Source organism: Candidatus Glassbacteria bacterium, from assembly GCA_019456185.1.
In the GTDB taxonomy this organism is placed as follows: Bacteria; Gemmatimonadota; Glassbacteria; order GWA2-58-10; family GWA2-58-10; genus JAJRTS01.
Genome location: VRUH01000058.1, coordinates 1 through 16,986, shown reverse-complemented (window position 1 = coordinate 16,986; position 16,986 = coordinate 1). Strand labels below are relative to the sequence as shown.

Genomic DNA, 16,986 nt, shown 5'->3' with positions numbered 1-16,986 from the left:
CGGCGATAACCGTATCACCGCCGCTGAATTTACAGGCGGCGGCCAGGATTACTCCGGCTGCGCAGTTGGCCGCCGCGTGCCGGGCTCCTCGCCTGCCGCTGTCCCCCTGAGCCGCGCCCAGTTCGCTCTTGCGGCGGCAGCCCAGTCTGGTCAAAACGCTCGCCAGCACGAAAAACGCACCCAGCACCGCGAATCCGGGCCAACCGGAAAAATAATAGATTGCGCTGCCAACCACCACACCGCCGGCCAGCCCGCTGGTACTGACCGTACCCAGCAACCGGGCTGTGATCCCGAACGCCGCCGTTATACCGACAGCCTCGGCCAGCGGATAGGCTGTGAGAAATTTAATCATTATTTTCGAGACCCCCTGAGGACTACAGCACCAGAGCCATCACACCCGCCGCGGCCAGCGGACAGGTCAGGTTATCGTCGAGCGGCAGCGGCAGGGTTTCCACCAGCGCCGCCACAACAGCGGCAGCCAGGCAGCCTGCCGCCACCACTGCAAACGCGGGCAGAGTGTACCCGGTGACCCGGACGGCCCAGTAGACCAGGAGCAACGATCCGGCCCACGATGAGACGGCGTAGGCGATAGTGCCCGGCCAGGTCCGGTGGGACGACCACGGGATAGTGCCTCTGCCCCATCTCCGGCCCGCCAGGTTACTGAGCGAATCGCCGAGGGCGAGCACTGCCCAGGCTCCGCAGGCGATATGGACCCGCTCGCGAAACAGGAGAATCAACGCAAGCACCACCAGCGCATAGCTGATCTTGCCGACACTCCAGCCGCGCTTTCTTTCATCCTCACGTACCCCGTCGCGGTTGACCCTGCCGGAGACAAACAGGCCGTAGACTCCCGCGCCGGCACAGCAGAGCACCGCCTGCCACAAGCTCATGTACGGCAGCAGGAAAGCGAAACTCAGCGGGAGGATATGCTCGATCTGGCGCTTGGTTTCTCCGGTCATGTAGCCAGCCCCTCGCTGCGCAGCCATGCCACTGTCCGCTTCATTCCATCCTGCAGAGATAAGGGGGCGTAACCCAGTTCGTCGCGCGCGTGGGCGGAGTCGTAGGCCCAGTTGAGCCGGAAGATATCGATTACTCCACGGGTAGTCCGGGGAATCCGCCCGGTGAGCCAGGCCAGCAGTTCCTCGGCGGCACCGGCCATGCGTGCAACCGGCCAGGGCAGCGCGATCCGTGGCGGGGCCTTGCCGGTGACCCGATGCACTATTTCGAAAAACTCGTTCAGAGTCACGTTCTCTCCCCCCAGGATAAACCTGTCTCCCGGCCGGCCGGCCTCCAGCGCCCGGACCGCTCCCCGGACCACGTCATCGACATAAGCGAAATTCCAGGTCTGGGTCCCGTCGCCCAGACGGGCCGGGAGCCTGCCCAGCAGATGGTCGATTACCATGTTCACCACCAGGTTGCCGGCTGTCAGCGGACCGGGTCCGTACATCACGGTGGGGTAGAGCACCACCACCGGCGCACCGTCCCGGATAAGCCTCGAAACCTCGAGGTTGGCCCGGTACTTGGTGAGTTCGTAGTCGTTGTAATGTGTATCGCGCTCCAGTTGAACCGATTCATCGAGCACAGCGCCGGCGGGAGAGGGAGGCAGCGCGAGGAAAGACGAAACGTAGATGATCTTGCCGACGCCGCCGGCGGTCGCTTTTTCGATCAGGTCGAGAGTGCCCCGGACGTTGACCCGCTCGAACACGGATTTATCCCGCGCCCAGGTTGACACAGCAGCGGCCGTATGCACCACCGCGTCGCAACCGGCCAGCTCCGCAGCGTACGATCCCGGTTCGGTCAGATCACCCGTCACCACGCGGACATTCGCGCCGGAAGGTGCGTTGGCGCTGCGGCCCCCGCGGACGAGAAGCACCAGTTCGTGGCCGCTGTCGCGGGAAAGCTGGTCGGCCAGTCTGCTGCCGAAAAAACCATTGGCGCCGGTCAGGAATATTCTCATTGGCTCCCGCCCGAAAAAAAAGCCACCCGGAAATAGTGAGCGGCCTGCGAATTAGTTTAAATTTATAGGCTTACGCTGGAAAACGCAACCTGTAAGGGTGTTTTTCGGATGGAGCCAAACTGTTATGCTTTTTTTTCATCTGGAAAAAAATCCGCATATCAGAAAAGCTACCGGTCGGTGGGAAAATCGAAATGCACGGTGATATCCGGCCGGCCGGTCAGGGAAAACACGCCCTCCGGCGCGCCCTGAATCAGGAAGGCGGTCGAAAGCGCCTCGCATTCATCGGCCCGGGGACCGGTCACCACAACCCTCCGCATGTCCTCCACCGGTTCGAATGTCAGCGGGTTCATGATATGGCGGATCGTGATTCCGCCGGGCCCGCCGCGGGTATTGCGGTAATTGGCGGAGACACTGACCGCGCTGTTCTTCAGCACCAGTGAATCCAGTTCGAGCTGCCCGGCCCCGTAGTTTTCCAGCTCGGTCGGCCAACCCTCCTCGCCCGGCGGCGCGCCCGAGGCCAGCACGGTGCTGGTGCCGGCGCTGATCACGAAATCGGTCAAGCCGGCCTCGCGCAAAATTCCGCTCCGGCGGTGGACGACCCACCCCTTGGCGAACCCGCCCAGGTCCGCTGTCATGCCCCTGCGGGTCAGCAGCACAGTCCGCCGGTCCGGGTCGAGCGCAATCTTGTCGCAGCCGGTCAGCTCGGGGAGGCGGTCGATCGAGGGCGCCTCGATGGAGGGCAGCGCCGCGTTTCTGTAGTAACCGAAGGCCAGCATCATCGCGCCGACAGTGATGTCGAACAGCCCGCCGGTGATTTTCCACCAGCGCAGCGCCTCGCTGAACAACTCGAACGTGTCCTCGTCAACCTCCACCGGCCCATCTCCCGCGGCGGCGTTGATCCGGTTCACCGTGCTGCCGGCCTGGTAGATGCTCAGCCGACGGTCGTCTTCCTGGAGCGTATCGAACAGGAGGTCTGCCAGCTCGCGCATCCACTTCCCCTGCCCCGGCGCATGGAACGCGTGCAGACGGAAGATGGTGCCCATCAGCTTTTCGCGGCCCTCGTAGTATTCAAGCTGCTGCTCGACCATCCGGATTTCTCTCCGGTCAGATACTTTCTTCAGTTATGAATTGCCCGCAGTCTCTGGCGGCCATCACGCGCGCTTATTAATATACTACATATCCGCAAAGCTAAGCTCCAGGAAATAATCTGACTGAGCGCAAACTAAAATACCTCATACCGGAGGACTGCATGATTGACTCCAGAAAAGATACCGGCAGCGGCGGCACTCATCCCGGCAGACGTCAGTTTATCCGCACTCTGGGAGCGGCATCGATGGCCGCGGCTGGTCTGGGAGCGTTCGGGCGAAGCCTGCGCGCTGCCGAGGCGGTGCTCGATCCCGGCGCTCCGCTGCGGGTCGGGATGATCGGCACGACGGGGCATACCTACATGGTGTTCCAGACCTTGCAGGAGGTCACGGGGGCCATGATCACCGCCCATGCGTTCGAGGACGGCAGCTGGAAGTACAACACCGACGGCAGCGTCCGCGGGGGGTCATACGATCTGGACGCCAGGCGCAAGTGGGTCGAGGGCCAGCCGTGGTCGAAAGGCGGAACGAAAGTCTACGAGACCTACCAGGAGATGCTGGACAGGGAAGAGCTGGATATCGTTGTGGTGGCGCTGCCCTACGCCCGTAACCCGTTCGCCAGTGCCGCGGCCGCCGAGCGCGGAATCCACGTGATGAGCGAGAAGCCGCTGGCGGTCACCTTCGATGACCTGGCGATGCTGCACACCGCCGTGGGCCAGAACAACGTGCGTCTTACCGCGATGTTCGCCATGAGGTTCCCGCCTGCCTACTACACGATCAAGCAGATGGTGGCCGCCGGAGCAATCGGCATTCCGGTGATGGCGCGCGGGCAGAAATCGTACCGCTGGGGCGAGGAGCGCCCGTGGTTCTACCGTCACCGCGAAATCTACGGCGGGACTATCCTCTGGGTGGCGATCCATGCAATCGACTGGCTGTACTGGGTGATGGACCGGCCCGTACGACGGGTAAGCGCGTTCCACGGCAACATGGCCCATGACGGCTATCCGGGCGCACAGGACAACGCGGTGGTTAACCTGGAGTTCGAGGGCGGCGGCACCGGCGCGGTAACCGCCGACTACCTTCGCCCCGCCGAGGCCCCGACCCACGGCGACGACCGTCTGCGGGTGATCGGTTCCGAGGGCGTGATCGAGAAGAAAGACCTCGAAGAAACTGTCGAACTGATAACCCACGCAAACGGCCCGCGCAACGTGGAGCTGCAAAGTCCGCCGGCACAGTGGTTCCCCGATTTCTGCGCCAGCCTTCGCGGCCAGCGCCAGCATATCATCTCCGCCGACGATCCGTTCGAGGTCACCCGGATCTGTATCGCGGCCACCGCAGCCGCCGACAGCGGCCGGGTAGTGGAACTCTGAGCCGAGACGGGCATGGCCTTGGACGGGCGTGAATGTTGTAACAAATATAGTTTGACTCCAGTATCTAGAATTGGTAGGTTGAACGAAGTCGGAGAATAATGTGTCAAACTCGGCGCAACGAGCCGGGTTTCTTTCCTGCCAGCGTAAGAGTATTACACTTCCGCCGCTTGCTTGTTAACCCGCAGGCGGCAGATTCCATCACAGAAATATTTCGTACCTGCAACGGGTGCGGCAGCGTTTTGAGCAGCTCGAGAACTCTTCTCGATACTACTTCTGATATCACATCAATTTACCCAGGAGTCGAGTTATGGACCCGGCCAAGCTGATCCCCTACGCCGAGGTGCTTCCCGCCCCGTGGTGGATCCTGGAGTTTCTGGGCATGCTGACCCTGACGCTCCACCTGCTGTTTATCAATGTCGTGCTGGGCGGCAGCCTGATTCTGCTGTTCAGGCGCTTGAGCGGCGGGGCGAAAAGTCCCGAGCAGAACCAGCCGGATATTTTCGCAAGGAAAATCCCCGGTACGCTGGCGGTGGCTGTAACCTTCGGAGTAGCTCCCCTCCTGTTTGTCCAGGTGCTCTACGGACAATTCTTTTACAGCAGTTCGGTGCTGCTGGCCAAGTACTGGATCATGGTTATCCCGGCCGTGATAATCGCCTATTACAGCGCGTATGTTACCTCCCGCAAGCTTTACACCACCGGTGCGCTGGCCACGCTGACCCTGACAATCACCTGCGCGTTGCTGCTCTATGTGGCATTCACGTTCCAGAACAATATCAGCATGATGCTCCAGCCCGAAGAGTGGACGCGCTATTTCGACAACCGCGGCGGCACGCTGCTCAACACCGATGATCCGGTGCTGTGGCCGCGCTACCTGCACTTTATCACCGCCAGTATCGCGGTGGCCGGGCTGTTCAGTGCGATAGTCTGGGATTTCCGCCGCAAGAAAGGTGTCGAGGGAGCCGGGGAGAAAATCAACAAAGGCCTGGGCATTTTCGGAGTGGCGACCATGATCCAGATCGTGCTCGGTTTCTGGCTGTTGATCTCCCTGCCGCGTGAGGTGATGATGCTTTACATGGGCCAGAACATGCTCTATACCACCACCCTGTTCGCTGCGATAATCCTGGCGATTGCCGCGACCATGTCCGCCGTGCTCAAACGCCTCTGGCCGACAGTTATCCTGCTGGTGCTGACCGTGGTCACGATGATCGTGATGCGCACGCTCCTGCGCACCGGCTATCTCGAACAGTATTTCAGAATTGAAGACGTGGCGATGGACCCGCAGTACGGTATTTTCAGCCTGTTCCTGGTGATTTTTGTCGCCGGGCTGGTGATTTTGTACCTGATGTTCAAGTGGGCGTTTGGCGATGGGGAGGAGGCTAGGCAATGAATTATCCTGTCTGGGAACTCCTGACCATGGGTGGCGGCAGCCTGATCGCCCTGATTGCAATCCCCCATGTTTATATCTCGCACCTTGCGGTCGGCGGCGGGCTGTTCCTCTGGCTGACCGACATTAAAGGCTTCCGCGAAAACAGCCCCGAGATCCACGGTTATCTCAAAAAGCATATCTGGTTTTTCCTGCTGCTGACGATGGTGTTCGGCGGGATTACCGGCGTGGGGATCTGGTTCATTATTTCCCTGGTAAGCCCGGCGGCAACCGCCATACTGATCCATAACTTCGTGTTCGGCTGGGCTATCGAGTGGGTGTTCTTTCTCGGCGAGATAGTTGCCCTGCTGATCTATCACTACCAGTACGACAAGATGAGCCGCAAGGCGCGGCTGCGGATAAGTTTCCTTTACTTCCTGTTCGCCTGGCTCAGCATGGTGGTGATCGTCGGGATTATCGACTTCATGCTCACTCCCGGCGACTGGCTGGAGACCCGCGAGTTCTGGGACGGCTTTTTCAATCCCACCTACTGGCCGTCGCTGTTCTTCCGCAGCTTTATCGCCTTCACCTTCGCCGGCCTGTTCGGCTACGTGACCACACTGTTTCTCGAAGACCGGGCGTTTCGCCAGCGGATGGTCTCCTACTGCACCAAGTGGCTGCTCTATCCGCTGCTGGGCCTGATCCCCTCGGCCGCCTGGTATTTCTACGCCGTCCCGCCCGAGGTCCGTGAAGTGGCGTTCGAGATGAACAAGCTCACCGGGATGTGGGTCAACTACCTGGTGGCGGCCACGGTGCTGATTTTCCTGCTCGGGATCGTCATGAGCAACAGCAAATCGCTGTCGATTCAGCGCCTGGCCGTGGTGGTGCTGGTCCCGGTCGGCCTGATGTGGATGGGCGGGTTCGAATACATCCGTGAGATTTCCCGCAAGCCCTACGTCCTGTTCGGCTACATGTACTCCAACTCGATCCTCAAGGCCGACGCCGCCAGGATCAACGAAGAGGGGGTGCTCAAGCTGGCCAAGTGGAGCGCGATTGACCACGTAACCGACGACAACCTGGTCGAGGCGGGCCGCGAGGTGTTCAACCTGGAATGCATGGCCTGCCACACGGTTGGCGGCCTTCAGAACGACATTGTCCCCAAGGTGGAGCCGTACGGCTTCCAGGGCCTGGTGGCGCAGATATCGGGCCAGGGAAAAATCCTGGGCTACATGCCGCCGTTCCTGGGCACCAGCGAGGAGAAACTGGCGCTGGTCTCGTTTATCTGGAACGGCATCCTGGGCCGCGAACTGCCCGCACGGGAATCTCCGTATACAGGAGGCTCAAGGCAGGGCCCGGGCCCCCCGCCCGAGAAAACCGAAATCCCGCCGTTCGATCCGGACTCCAGCGAATATGTGTTGCTGGTCTGGAACGACCAGGGCATGCACTCCGTGAGCGACTGCGACGAGTTTTTCAGCTTTCTGCCGCCGGGCAATACGCTGCAGGCCCAGTTAATCCGCCGCGACCCGCTGCCCGAGCGGATCACCAGCGGCGTGACTATCAGTTACAAGGCGCCCGCGCAGCATGCCAACCCGGCCAGGCATACGCGCTTCTGGGATTTCGCCGATAAACTCTACGGCGCCAAACTGGAGCAAAATGCCGGTCTGAAGGGCAACGCGGCCGCCGGGGGGACGTTTAAGTTCGATGAAGAATGGGAGCGCTACGAGGCCAAGTCTATCCCGCTGCTGCCCTACCGCGACGACGGCAAGTTCGACTCCTACCCGGTGATCGATATCGAGGCGCGCGACAGCGCGAACGGCGAGCTGCTGGCATCCACAAAAGTTGTCGCCCCGGTGAGCACCGAGGCCGACTGCTGGCGCTGCCACGGCGGTGAACCCCGCAAGCTGGGCGCCGGTATTTCCGACGAGACCGCGACGAACATCCTCAAGGTTCACGACTACCACGAGGGCACGCAGCTCTACCAGCAGGCCATCGACGGCAACCCTCAACGATGCCAGAGCTGCCATGCCGACCCGGCGCTGGGAGCAGAGGGAACCGAGGGCGTGCTCAATTTCAGCGCGGCGATGCACGGCTGGCACGCCAACTACATGGGCGAGTTGAAAGACGAGGCCTGTTACTACTGCCATCCGGTGGCCAGGGGAGGGGTTACCCGCTACTTTCGAGGCGTGCACGGCCTCGCTTTTGAAAAGGGCAAGCTGGTCTGCGGCAACTGCCACGGCGACATGAACGAGATGGCTGTCAGCCTGCTTAACGCCGAGAAAGACAAACCTCGCGCCGCCGAGCTGGCCAGGCATATTCAGATCGGGAGCATGCCCAAAGACAGCGTCCACGGCCGTACGCCCTGGCTGGATCTGCCTGACTGTTTCGCCTGCCACGTGGATTTTGGGCAGCCCGGGCCGGGAGCGCGCGCGTTCAACAACTACAACCCTACCACCAGGGAGCTGTACCGCAACTACAAAGACAACGGGCTGATCAACTGCATAGCCTGCCACGGGTCCCCGCACGCCGTTTACCCGGTGCTCAACCCCCATGACACCTACCGCGACGTGCTCCAGCCCATGCAGTACCAGGGGGAGCCGTATGCGATCGGCGCCAACGTGAAAAACTGCACTGTCTGCCACATTCAGGAGATGGAGAATCCGATCCACCACGAGAATATACAGCGGATGGTGCGCAACAAGGGCGGGTTCGAGAAGCTGGGCTATTGAGGAACATTACATTGCTGAAAGCAAAGAGGCGCGGACCGGGTGGTTCGCGCCTCTTTTATTGCTCAACTCCCGTGTTCTTTAATCTTTCTTACGCCACTCCCTCACAGGCCGAGCGCAGCTCGGCCAGGCACTCCTGCATCGCCGGGATCGGGTTATCCGGGTCGCTCTCGTACTCCAGCGAGCAGTAGCCGTCGAACCCGATCTCCTTCAGCTTACGCACCAGCGCGGGCAGGTCCAGGCTGCCTTTGCCGATAATCGCGTCCTCCCACAGCGGATCGCCCCTGTCGTTCTTCTCGCCGGTGAGCACCATGTCCTTCAGGTGAAGCCCGTTGATCCGCTCGGCGAACTCGTCGATCACCGCCAGCGGGTCGGCTCCAACACGCTGGAAATGGCCGGTGTCCACGCACAGTCCCACGCTGGAGGGCAGCGGGGCCAGGTGCTCGCGGATCAATTCAGCCGTGCCGTAAAGCTTATCGCCCGGCCCGTGGTTGTGGATCGCGATCGGGATACCGTACTCCTCGGTAAGTTTAACCATCAGCGGCAGAGCATCGTGGGACGGCGCGGCGCTGATACCCAGCACGCCAAGCACTTTCGCGTACTCGAATATCTTGCGGGCGGCGGCCTCATCGTTCTTGAATCCCACTACCCCGCAGGCGTCGATACTGATCCCGTCCGCCTTGTAATCGGCGACAATCCGGGCCAGCTCATCGGCGGGCGTATCCACCGGCAGGTGACCGTCGGGCCAAAGTTCGATCGATTGCAGCCCGAGAGTATGGATGAAACCTTTCAACTGGGCGTGATCCCTGAAATTGCGGAAACAGTAGCTCTGTACGCCTACCCGCAGGCCGGCATAGGCGCCGGCGGTTTTGGCCGCACTGCCGCCGGCGGGCATCTCCGCCGCTGCCGAACCGTCTGACTCGGCCGATTGCTGAGCACCGCCTCCGCAGGCCAGGGCCAGGGTGGAGCCCAGAACGCCGGTGCCGAACGCCAGAAAATTTCGCCGCGAAATCATGTTTCGCTCACTCATCGAGATACCTCGCAGGTTGAGGTTAACTGAAAGTGTAAGCTGATACTCTCTGTCCTATTCGCCATCGCTCATTCAGGTACTGGCTTACGGTTTTTTCCCTTCCGGGGCATTGCCGCCTCTGCCGCTTCCGGCCTGGGCCGGCCGCCCTGGCGTATCCGCCGCCGCCGGACTGCCCGTACTGTCTGCTGCAGCGGCAGTAGTGTCCGAGACGGGCGCTGGCGTTGCAAGCGTGTCCGTCCGCGCCTGTTGCGCGGCTGCGGCGGCCGTATCCGTGGCTGCCGACGAGCTGTCGGCAGCGGCAGGGCCGGAGGCCTGAACCGATGGTGCTGTCGAATCAGCAGCGGCGGCTGTAGTGTCGGTTGATACTACCCCGGCGGCCGCGGCGACACTGTCGGCACGGGCCACGCTGTCAGCCACGGCGATACTGTCGGCCACTGCGATACTGTCGGCCACTGCGATACTGTCGACCCGGGCGATACTGTCGGCCCGGGCGATACTGTCCGCCTCGGCGGCAGCCAGGGTCAGCAGGGGCTCGAACTCCGTCACCTCGAATGCCCAGAACCCGTCGCCCAGACTGCTCTGTTCCCCCCAGACCCAAAGCCGGGCGCTCTTCTGCCGCTCCCGGATCTCGGTGTAAATCTCGTTTTTACCAAGTTCGTACTCGCGTCCGCTATCCAGATTCCGCAGCCCCAGCTCGGTAACATGCGTGTAATCATCCCAGTCCCAGTCGATAACCTCCACGGGCAGCGCGCCCGGTTTCGAGGCCGGTTTGCGGTCGGGAATTTCCGGTTTTTTTGCCTGGTCAGCCTGCGTGGCCGGAGCAACCGTTCCCGTACTGTCGGCTATCGCCGGCTGGACCGCTCCCGAATCCGCGGCGCCGGGCGGACTGTCGGGCACAGCCAGGCTGTCGGTCGCAAGCGAACTGTCAACGGGGAACAGGGTCATGCTCTCGACTGGCGTGGCCTGGACCGAGTCTGCGGAGGAGGAGGTATCGGCGGCCGTGGAATCCTGCTGGGCTGTTAACGGCAGCATAGAGATCAGACAGGCGGCGACTGTCCAAATAAATGGTGTTCTCAGGCTGGAGTGCATCTTATCTTGTTTCCCGGGGGTGGTAAAAAGTTGCAAGCCACTAAAATCTATGCCGCAAACGCCGAATCTACAAGTGATATTACCTGATTTCAAGCAGATTGATCTTTGCCAGCAGGGGTCTAACCTGTTTACCGGGGCAGCCGATGGCCGTCAAAGGTAAAAAGATCGAGCACCAGATGCGGGTCCGGTTTCTGCCCGGAATCGGGCCCAGACGTTCCGAGCAGTTGGCCCGGATCGGGGTGGAACGGGTCTACGACCTGCTTTACCTGTTCCCCCGGCGGTATATCGACGCCACCAATGTAGTGCCGATCGGCTCCCTGCGCGCCGGCGACCGGGAAAGGGCGGTGCTGGGGAAAGTAGCCGCGGCGCGCGAGATCACCGGCCGCGGCGGGCGCAGACTGGGGTTCGAGGCGGTGCTGGCCGACGGTAGCGGGAAGATAAGCTGCCCGTTTTTCGGCCGTGCGTTTCTCTCCGGCACGATCAAAAAAGACCAGCGCTGGCTGGTTTACGGCGACGTCCGCCGCTGGCGGGGCAAACTCCTGCTCAATCCCGCGGAATACGAGCAGGTGGAGGAAACCCGGGGGGACGGCGAATCCCCCGGCGTAGTCATGCCGGTCTATCCCGCAACCGAGGGCCTGGGGCAGAAAACGCTGAGACGGATGGTTTGCGCCGCGCTGGACACCGGCGAAAAGCTCGAAGACCATCTGCCCGAATCGCTCCGCGAACGGTTCTCCCTGCCCGAGCGTAACGCTGCGCTCGAGGCGGTCCACCGTCCCGGATCAGTATCCGCTGCCCGCCAGGGCCATCGCGCACTGGCGTTCGATGAGCTGTTTTACCTGGAGCTGATGCTGCTGGGCCGTAAGTTCCACGTGGGCCAGGCCGCGAGGGTCCGGCCGTACAAAAAGCACAACCACCTGCTGAAAAAACTGGCCGCGGCCCTGCCGTTCGAGCTTACCGGCGCACAGAAGAAAGTGATCCGCGAGATCGACTCCGACCTGACCGGCGAACATCCGCTCAACCGTCTGGTGCAGGGCGATGTCGGCAGCGGCAAAACAATCGTCGCGCTGATCGCCGCGCTGCGCGCTGTCGAGAACGGCTACCAGGCGGCCGTGATGGCTCCCACCGAGGTGCTGGCCGACCAGCACTGGCGGACCCTGTGCCGTCTGCTGGCGCCCCTGGAAATCGAACCGGCCCTGCTGCTGGGCCGTCAGAGCGCCGCGGTCAAACGGGAACAGGCGGCGCGGATCGCCTCGGGCGAGGCGCAAATCGTGGTGGGCACCCATGCGCTGATCCAGCAAGGGGTCGAATTCGCCGACCTCGGGCTGGCCGTAATCGACGAGCAGCACCGCTTCGGGGTCAACCAGCGGCTGAGCCTGCGGCAAAAAGGACAGCACACGGACTGCCTGGTGATGACCGCCACGCCGATCCCGCGCAGCCTGGCGCTGACCCTCTACGGCGACCTGGACATCTCGGTGATCGACGAACTGCCGGCGGGGCGCAAGCCGGTGAATACCCATGTGGTCCCCAGTCGAAAACGGGCGGAAATGGAGCGGTTCGTGGCCGAACGGGTGGCCGGCGGCGAGCAGGCCTACGTGGTCTGCCCCAGGATCGAGGACAACCCTGAGGACGAACTGGCCGCGGCCGAGGCGGTATTCGCCCACTACCGCGACAAGGTGTTCCCGGACAGGCAGGTTGTCATGCTTCACGGCCGGATGAAGCCGGAGGAAAAGGAAGCGGCGATGTCCGCGTTCGAGAACGGCGTGGCCGCGGTGCTGGTCGGCACCACCGTGATCGAGGTGGGGATCGATGTCGCCAACGCCACGGTGATCGTGATCGAGGGCGCGGAGCGGTTCGGCCTCAGCCAACTGCACCAGCTTCGCGGACGGGTGGGACGCAGCGACCTGGACAGCTGGTGCCTGCTGGTACCCGGCGCAGATGCCGGAGCGGACAGCATGGGGCGGCTCGAAATCCTGACTTCCACCACCGACGGATTCAAGATCAGCGAGGAGGACCTTCGCCTCCGCGGCCCCGGCGACTTTTTCGGCCGCCGCCAGAGCGGTCTGCCCGATCTTCGCTGCGCGGACCTGCTGGAGGACTACCCGGTGCTGGTGGAGGCCCGCCAGACGGCCCGGGAAATCCTGACCGCCGACCCGTACCTGCACAACGAAACCAACCGTCCGCTGCGCCGCGAACTGATCCGCCGCTTTCACAGCCGGGTGGAGTTCCTGAAAATCGGATGATGCAATGAGAGAACAGGACATCGGCAACGGCAAGAAAATCTACCGCGACACCAACCTTCAACTGTTGTTCGGAGTCACCCTGATGGCGGTGATGGGGGTGGCGGTGATCGCTCCGGCGTTTCCGAAGATAGCGCGGGAACTGGGGCTCAGCTCCGGCCAGGTGGGGCTGCTGGTGATCCTGTTCACGCTGCCGGGCGTGGTGCTGGCGCCCGTGCTCGGCGTGCTGGCCGACCGGGTGGGCCGTAAGGCCGTAATGGTGCCCTCGCTGCTGCTGTTCGGCGCGGCCGGAGTAGCCTGCAGCTTTTCCCGCGATTTTGGAATGCTGATAATTTTCAGGGTGCTGCAGGGCACGGGAGCCGCGTCGCTGTTCGCCCTCAATGTCACGCTGATCGGTGACCTGTACATGGGCCGCAGCCGGGCGGAGGCTCTGGGATACAACGCCGGTGTTCTCAGCATGGGTACAGCCGGCTATCCGGCGCTTGGCGGAATGCTGGCGGCCGCGGGCTGGTATTACCCGTTCGCGCTTTCGGCCGTGGCGATCCCGCTGGCCCTGCTGGTCTGGAAGTACCTTGAAAACCCCAGAACAATCAAACCGGAAAGTCTGGGCTCTTATTTCCGCAACGTACTCACGGGCTTTACCGACCCTCAGGTGGCGGGACTTTTCGCTGCGTCGCTGATCGCGTTCGTGATCCTCTACGGCAGTTACATCACCTACTTCCCGCTGCTTCTCGGCGGTGATTTCGGCGCCGGCCCGGTCGTTATCGGCCTGATCATGTCCACCCTGTCGATCACTACCGGGATAGTCAGCACCCGCGCCGGCTGGCTGTTGTCGAAGTTTTCGGTGAAAAAGCTGGTGGTTGCGGGGTTCTGCCTGTATGCGGCCGCGATGTTCACGGTGCCCCTTGTGGAAGCCCTGCCGTATTTCCTGATCACCACCGTGCTTTACGGCCTGGCGCAGGGGATCAATATCCCGGTGATCCAGATCCACCTCAACGAACTGGCCCCGGACCACTACCGCGCGGCCTTCATGGCCGCCAACGGCCTGGTGATCAGGATCGGGCAGACCGTGGGGCCGCTGCTGATGCTCTGGGTGGAGCAGACCTGGCGGCTGGATGCGGTATTTGTGGCCGGGGCGATGCTGGGACTGGCCGGCGCGTCCGTGCTGGCGGTAACCATGCCCCGCCGGTCAGGAAAATGATTACAGGTTTAAGGGTACGGTGAGCTTGACGAAAAATGTCCGTTCATTTTCCCTCTCAACCGGCAGGTAACTGTCATCAAGCGTGTCGAACCTGTCGGCCGTATAAGCAAGGTACAGCGCCCCGAACGGCGGCTTGAAACGCCAGCCGAACAGGCCATAGACGTAGAACCGATCGTTTCTGCTGTCATGTTGAGTGAACAGGCGGAGGTAGATGTCATTCGTAAAATTGTAATCCGCCGTCAACACGTTCACTACTCTGTTATCATGAGTATCGGGCGAGAACTTCACTACCTGAAACTTGTAGTCCAGGGCCAACTTGTTGCCCAGCTTGACACGCGGCCGGATGATCCAGTTATCCAGGTTCCTTTCGAAGTTCCTGCCCTGCTGATAAACGAATTTGATTTGATTCCACTGCTCTTCGTTGTAGCTCACCTCGGCTACCATCGTATGATTCCGAAATCGCTTTTCGAACAACTCTGTAAGGTATTGATTGGAAAACCCTACAGATATTTTGTTGGTTAGCGTAACACCTAGCGACTGGCTCAACTTGACATTACGCAGCGCGCCGCTGTGGCTCCAGAAAACGTTGTTGCGCGTTTCAAAACTGATTCTCTCCACTCCATGCCGCTTGAGCCACCACCTGTACGTAATATCGCTGTCCAGTTCCCTGCGGTCGTCATCCCGGATAAAGCCCACCGTGTTGACATTGTCCTTGAAGCCGGGATCGATATTCGTGAACCGCAGATGGTAGTGATAGAGTTCGTTTTCCCTGGCCGCCCGCAGAAAATATGCTTTCGTGAACTTGCCATCACCCGATGGGAAACTACCGATTGCCTGCGAGGTGAATTTACCGGTTCCGAGAAAATAAATCGTCGCATCCGTGCTCAGAACCCTGATGCCGCCACCGGGATAAGTTCTGTCGATGGCGAGAAGTCCGATATTTGAAGAACCGAGTATATCACGCTGAAGCCTGAGCACCGAGGTCTGCGAGGAGGGTTGTCCTTCCGCGGCCCTTTCCCTGGCTGAAAGAACGGAAAAATTGGTCTTGCCGATACGACCATTACTTTTTATTCCGTAATCAATATCCCCGATCCGCCGAGAATAAAAGACGTTGATTCTATTTTTATACAGCTCCGCTCCCTCCAAGAAATACAGCCTCTTTTCAGGGAAAAAAGTCTCGTAGCGTGTAAGATTAATCACTTCCTGGTCGGCTTCGACAGTCGCGAAATCAGGATTGTAGGTAAGGTTCCCGTTGACCGAGGAGCCGACGTTAAAGCGCAAGTCGGCGCCGGTTATGGCTTGCGTACCACCCGAGGAATAAATCGTTCGCCTCTTCGTGCCTTCCGTGTTGGCGTCCAGGGTCACGACGTAGGGGTAAAGCGCCGCGCTGAATGTCTTTTTGAAGTCCCGTAAACCGGTCAGGCTTCCGGATTGCGATACCCGCCATGCTTTATCTCTTTCCGCCCAGAAACTGGTTTCGAAATAATCCGGATAGTTTCGCCTGACATTTACTCCCCAGACGGCAGCTGTTTTACGTGATATGCGAATCTCGCTTACCGAAATCGCCATTTCGGCGGTCCAGCCAAGTGAGTCCTCACTGCTGGCCACCCGCCAGTTGCAATCCCAGCTCTTGTCATTTGATTTGCCGTCCTCAGCTATTCTCCCGTCAACCTGGATGCCCAAGGAATTGGTCGAGAAATAATAGCAATCGCGCCGGCTCAGAAAGGTGTCCAGATACAAAGTAACCGCGTTATCTATATCCATATCACCATCCCGCCGCGTGACTGTCGAATTAGCGGACGGGCCTGTTGGATTGAAACAGCGGAATGCCGCATAGACGTGCTTGTCATCGAAGGCCATTGCGAACCTGGTGGCTGCGCGGGCCGGCTCACCCATTGATGGTTCAAGCTGGATGAAATCCTCCTGCCAATCGGCCCCGGACCAGACTATGTCGTCAAGCACTCCATCTATAACCGGCTTGGTACCAGCTTGGACCGCAACTATGCTCCTCGTCTCGCCCTGAGCTCTCATGCTGCTGCAAAGGGCGGCAAGCAGGATAACAACCTTTGCAATTATCTTTAACCCGGCCATTTTTCTAACCTCTGTTGATCTATTCACATATAGTTGGGACAAGCAGTATACTGCGGCACTGGTATTTCATCAATGAATTATGCTATTATTATCTCTATAGGCCGGCTATTCGCCCTGCAATCCCAAAGCGATTCCGCAAAACGGTCATGTAAATGCAGAAACAGGACTGGAAAATATTCCGCGACACCAACCTTCAACTGTTGTTCGGAGTCAGCCTGATGGCGGTGATGGGGGGAACTCGTTGATCTTTATTTCTCCTTTCGGTATTATTAGTTTATGTCCATCAGAAATTAATCTGACTTACCCCTCAAATTTCTGTCCGGCCTCCCCGAGGTACGCATGCGCAACGTCCCCGCCACAATCCTGGTACTAGTTCTGTCAGGCGTTTCAGCGGGATTCAGCCAGGATTCTATTCCCGCCTTTCCGGGCGCCGAGGGCTGGGGTGCGTACACTCCCGGAGGGCGCGGCGGCCAGGTGATCCATGTAACCAATCTGGACAACAACGGTCCCGGCAGCCTGGCCGAAGCGCTCAACACGCCCGGTCCCAGGATCATCGTCTTCGATGTGGGCGGTGTTATCGAGGGCGATATCGATTTCGACCAGGGACAGGTGACCGTGCTGGGCCAGACCGCGCCAAGCCCCGGAATCACGATCCACGGGCTGCTCTCCACCACCTGGGACCCCACCGGCCAGGCCCGCTACGAGGACATAGTCATCCGCTTTATCCGCTGCCGTCCGTTCAGCCGGGCGCAGCCCGTGACCTGGGCCGATGCGATCCAGTTCGGCCACGGGTATCGCGCGGTGCTCGACCACATGTCTTTCTCCTGGGCCACCGACGAG

The 16,986-nt window shown here is 60.7% G+C and carries 12 protein-coding genes and 1 pseudogene (1 of these 13 only partly in view); 6 read left to right on the top strand and 7 right to left on the bottom strand.

What is annotated here, in order from left to right:
• The 4 genes and pseudogenes from FVQ81_15535 to FVQ81_15520 all read right to left on the bottom strand — a co-directional run.
• A pseudogene (locus FVQ81_15535) lies at positions 1–18 on the bottom strand (DUF92 domain-containing protein); it reaches 387 nt to the left of the window's first position.
• A 356-nt stretch (positions 19–374) separates the two neighbouring features.
• Entirely contained in the window at positions 375–986 is a 612-nt protein-coding gene (locus FVQ81_15530) for a hypothetical protein (protein MBW7997947.1), read from the bottom strand.
• Positions 956–1,957 carry an NAD-dependent epimerase/dehydratase family protein gene (locus FVQ81_15525; protein MBW7997946.1) on the bottom strand — a complete coding sequence of 334 codons (1,002 nt, stop codon included), beginning with the start codon at positions 1,955–1,957 and terminating at the stop codon, positions 956–958. Before FVQ81_15525 ends, FVQ81_15530 begins: the two co-directional genes overlap by 31 nt.
• A gap of 167 nt (positions 1,958–2,124) precedes the next feature.
• Positions 2,125–3,045 carry an FAD:protein FMN transferase gene (locus tag FVQ81_15520; protein ID MBW7997945.1) on the bottom strand — a complete coding sequence of 307 codons (921 nt, stop codon included), beginning with the start codon at positions 3,043–3,045 and terminating at the stop codon, positions 2,125–2,127.
• 161 nt (positions 3,046–3,206) lie between these two features.
• Between FVQ81_15520 and FVQ81_15515 the strand changes: the two genes are divergently transcribed.
• From FVQ81_15515 to FVQ81_15505, 3 genes are all read left to right on the top strand, one after another.
• Positions 3,207–4,412, top strand: coding sequence for a Gfo/Idh/MocA family oxidoreductase (locus tag FVQ81_15515; GenBank protein MBW7997944.1), 1,206 nt, complete (start codon positions 3,207–3,209; stop codon positions 4,410–4,412).
• Between the two features lie 307 nt (positions 4,413–4,719).
• Entirely contained in the window at positions 4,720–5,799 is a 1,080-nt protein-coding gene (locus FVQ81_15510; protein ID MBW7997943.1) for a hypothetical protein, read from the top strand.
• A complete protein-coding gene (locus FVQ81_15505) occupies positions 5,796–8,501 on the top strand; it encodes a cytochrome C (GenBank protein ID MBW7997942.1) in 2,706 nt (901 codons plus the stop codon). The genes FVQ81_15510 and FVQ81_15505 overlap by 4 nt, the downstream gene beginning before the upstream one ends.
• 88 nt (positions 8,502–8,589) lie before the next feature.
• Here FVQ81_15505 and FVQ81_15500 read toward each other — a convergent pair whose 3' ends face one another.
• On the bottom strand, positions 8,590–9,528 hold the full coding sequence (locus tag FVQ81_15500) for a sugar phosphate isomerase/epimerase (GenBank protein ID MBW7997941.1): 939 nt from the start codon (positions 9,526–9,528) through the stop codon (positions 8,590–8,592).
• A gap of 84 nt (positions 9,529–9,612) precedes the next feature.
• On the bottom strand, positions 9,613–10,617 hold the full coding sequence (locus FVQ81_15495) for a hypothetical protein (protein MBW7997940.1): 1,005 nt from the start codon (positions 10,615–10,617) through the stop codon (positions 9,613–9,615).
• A 143-nt stretch (positions 10,618–10,760) separates the two neighbouring features.
• Here FVQ81_15495 and recG point away from each other — a divergent pair, with 143 nt between their 5' ends.
• Positions 10,761–12,857: an ATP-dependent DNA helicase RecG gene (gene recG / locus FVQ81_15490; GenBank protein MBW7997939.1), complete on the top strand. Its 2,097-nt coding sequence runs from the start codon at positions 10,761–10,763 to the stop codon at positions 12,855–12,857.
• 4 nt (positions 12,858–12,861) lie between these two features.
• Entirely contained in the window at positions 12,862–14,055 is a 1,194-nt protein-coding gene (locus FVQ81_15485; protein ID MBW7997938.1) for an MFS transporter, read from the top strand.
• Here FVQ81_15485 and FVQ81_15480 read toward each other — a convergent pair whose 3' ends face one another.
• Positions 14,056–16,146 carry a carbohydrate binding family 9 domain-containing protein gene (locus FVQ81_15480; protein ID MBW7997937.1) on the bottom strand — a complete coding sequence of 697 codons (2,091 nt, stop codon included), beginning with the start codon at positions 16,144–16,146 and terminating at the stop codon, positions 14,056–14,058.
• A 339-nt stretch (positions 16,147–16,485) separates the two neighbouring features.
• Between FVQ81_15480 and FVQ81_15475 the strand changes: the two genes are divergently transcribed.
• A partial coding sequence (locus FVQ81_15475) for a pectate lyase precursor (GenBank protein ID MBW7997936.1) occupies positions 16,486–16,986 on the top strand: 501 nt, incomplete at its 3' end.

Bases quoted from the DNA above. Each gene is read 5' to 3' on its own strand.
- FVQ81_15530 (MBW7997947.1), bottom strand. From the start codon at position 986: ATGGCTGCGCAGCGAGGGGCTGGCTACATGACCGGAGAAACCAAGCGC.
- FVQ81_15525 (MBW7997946.1), bottom strand. From the start codon at position 1,957: ATGAGAATATTCCTGACCGGCGCCAATGGTTTTTTCGGCAGCAGACTG.
- FVQ81_15520 (MBW7997945.1), bottom strand. From the start codon at position 3,045: ATGGTCGAGCAGCAGCTTGAATACTACGAGGGCCGCGAAAAGCTGATG.
- FVQ81_15515 (MBW7997944.1), top strand. From the start codon at position 3,207: ATGATTGACTCCAGAAAAGATACCGGCAGCGGCGGCACTCATCCCGGC.
- FVQ81_15510 (MBW7997943.1), top strand. From the start codon at position 4,720: ATGGACCCGGCCAAGCTGATCCCCTACGCCGAGGTGCTTCCCGCCCCG.
- FVQ81_15505 (MBW7997942.1), top strand. From the start codon at position 5,796: ATGAATTATCCTGTCTGGGAACTCCTGACCATGGGTGGCGGCAGCCTG.
- FVQ81_15500 (MBW7997941.1), bottom strand. From the start codon at position 9,528: ATGAGTGAGCGAAACATGATTTCGCGGCGAAATTTTCTGGCGTTCGGC.
- FVQ81_15495 (MBW7997940.1), bottom strand. From the start codon at position 10,617: ATGCACTCCAGCCTGAGAACACCATTTATTTGGACAGTCGCCGCCTGT.
- recG (MBW7997939.1), top strand. From the start codon at position 10,761: ATGGCCGTCAAAGGTAAAAAGATCGAGCACCAGATGCGGGTCCGGTTT.
- FVQ81_15485 (MBW7997938.1), top strand. From the start codon at position 12,862: ATGAGAGAACAGGACATCGGCAACGGCAAGAAAATCTACCGCGACACC.
- FVQ81_15480 (MBW7997937.1), bottom strand. From the start codon at position 16,146: ATGGCCGGGTTAAAGATAATTGCAAAGGTTGTTATCCTGCTTGCCGCC.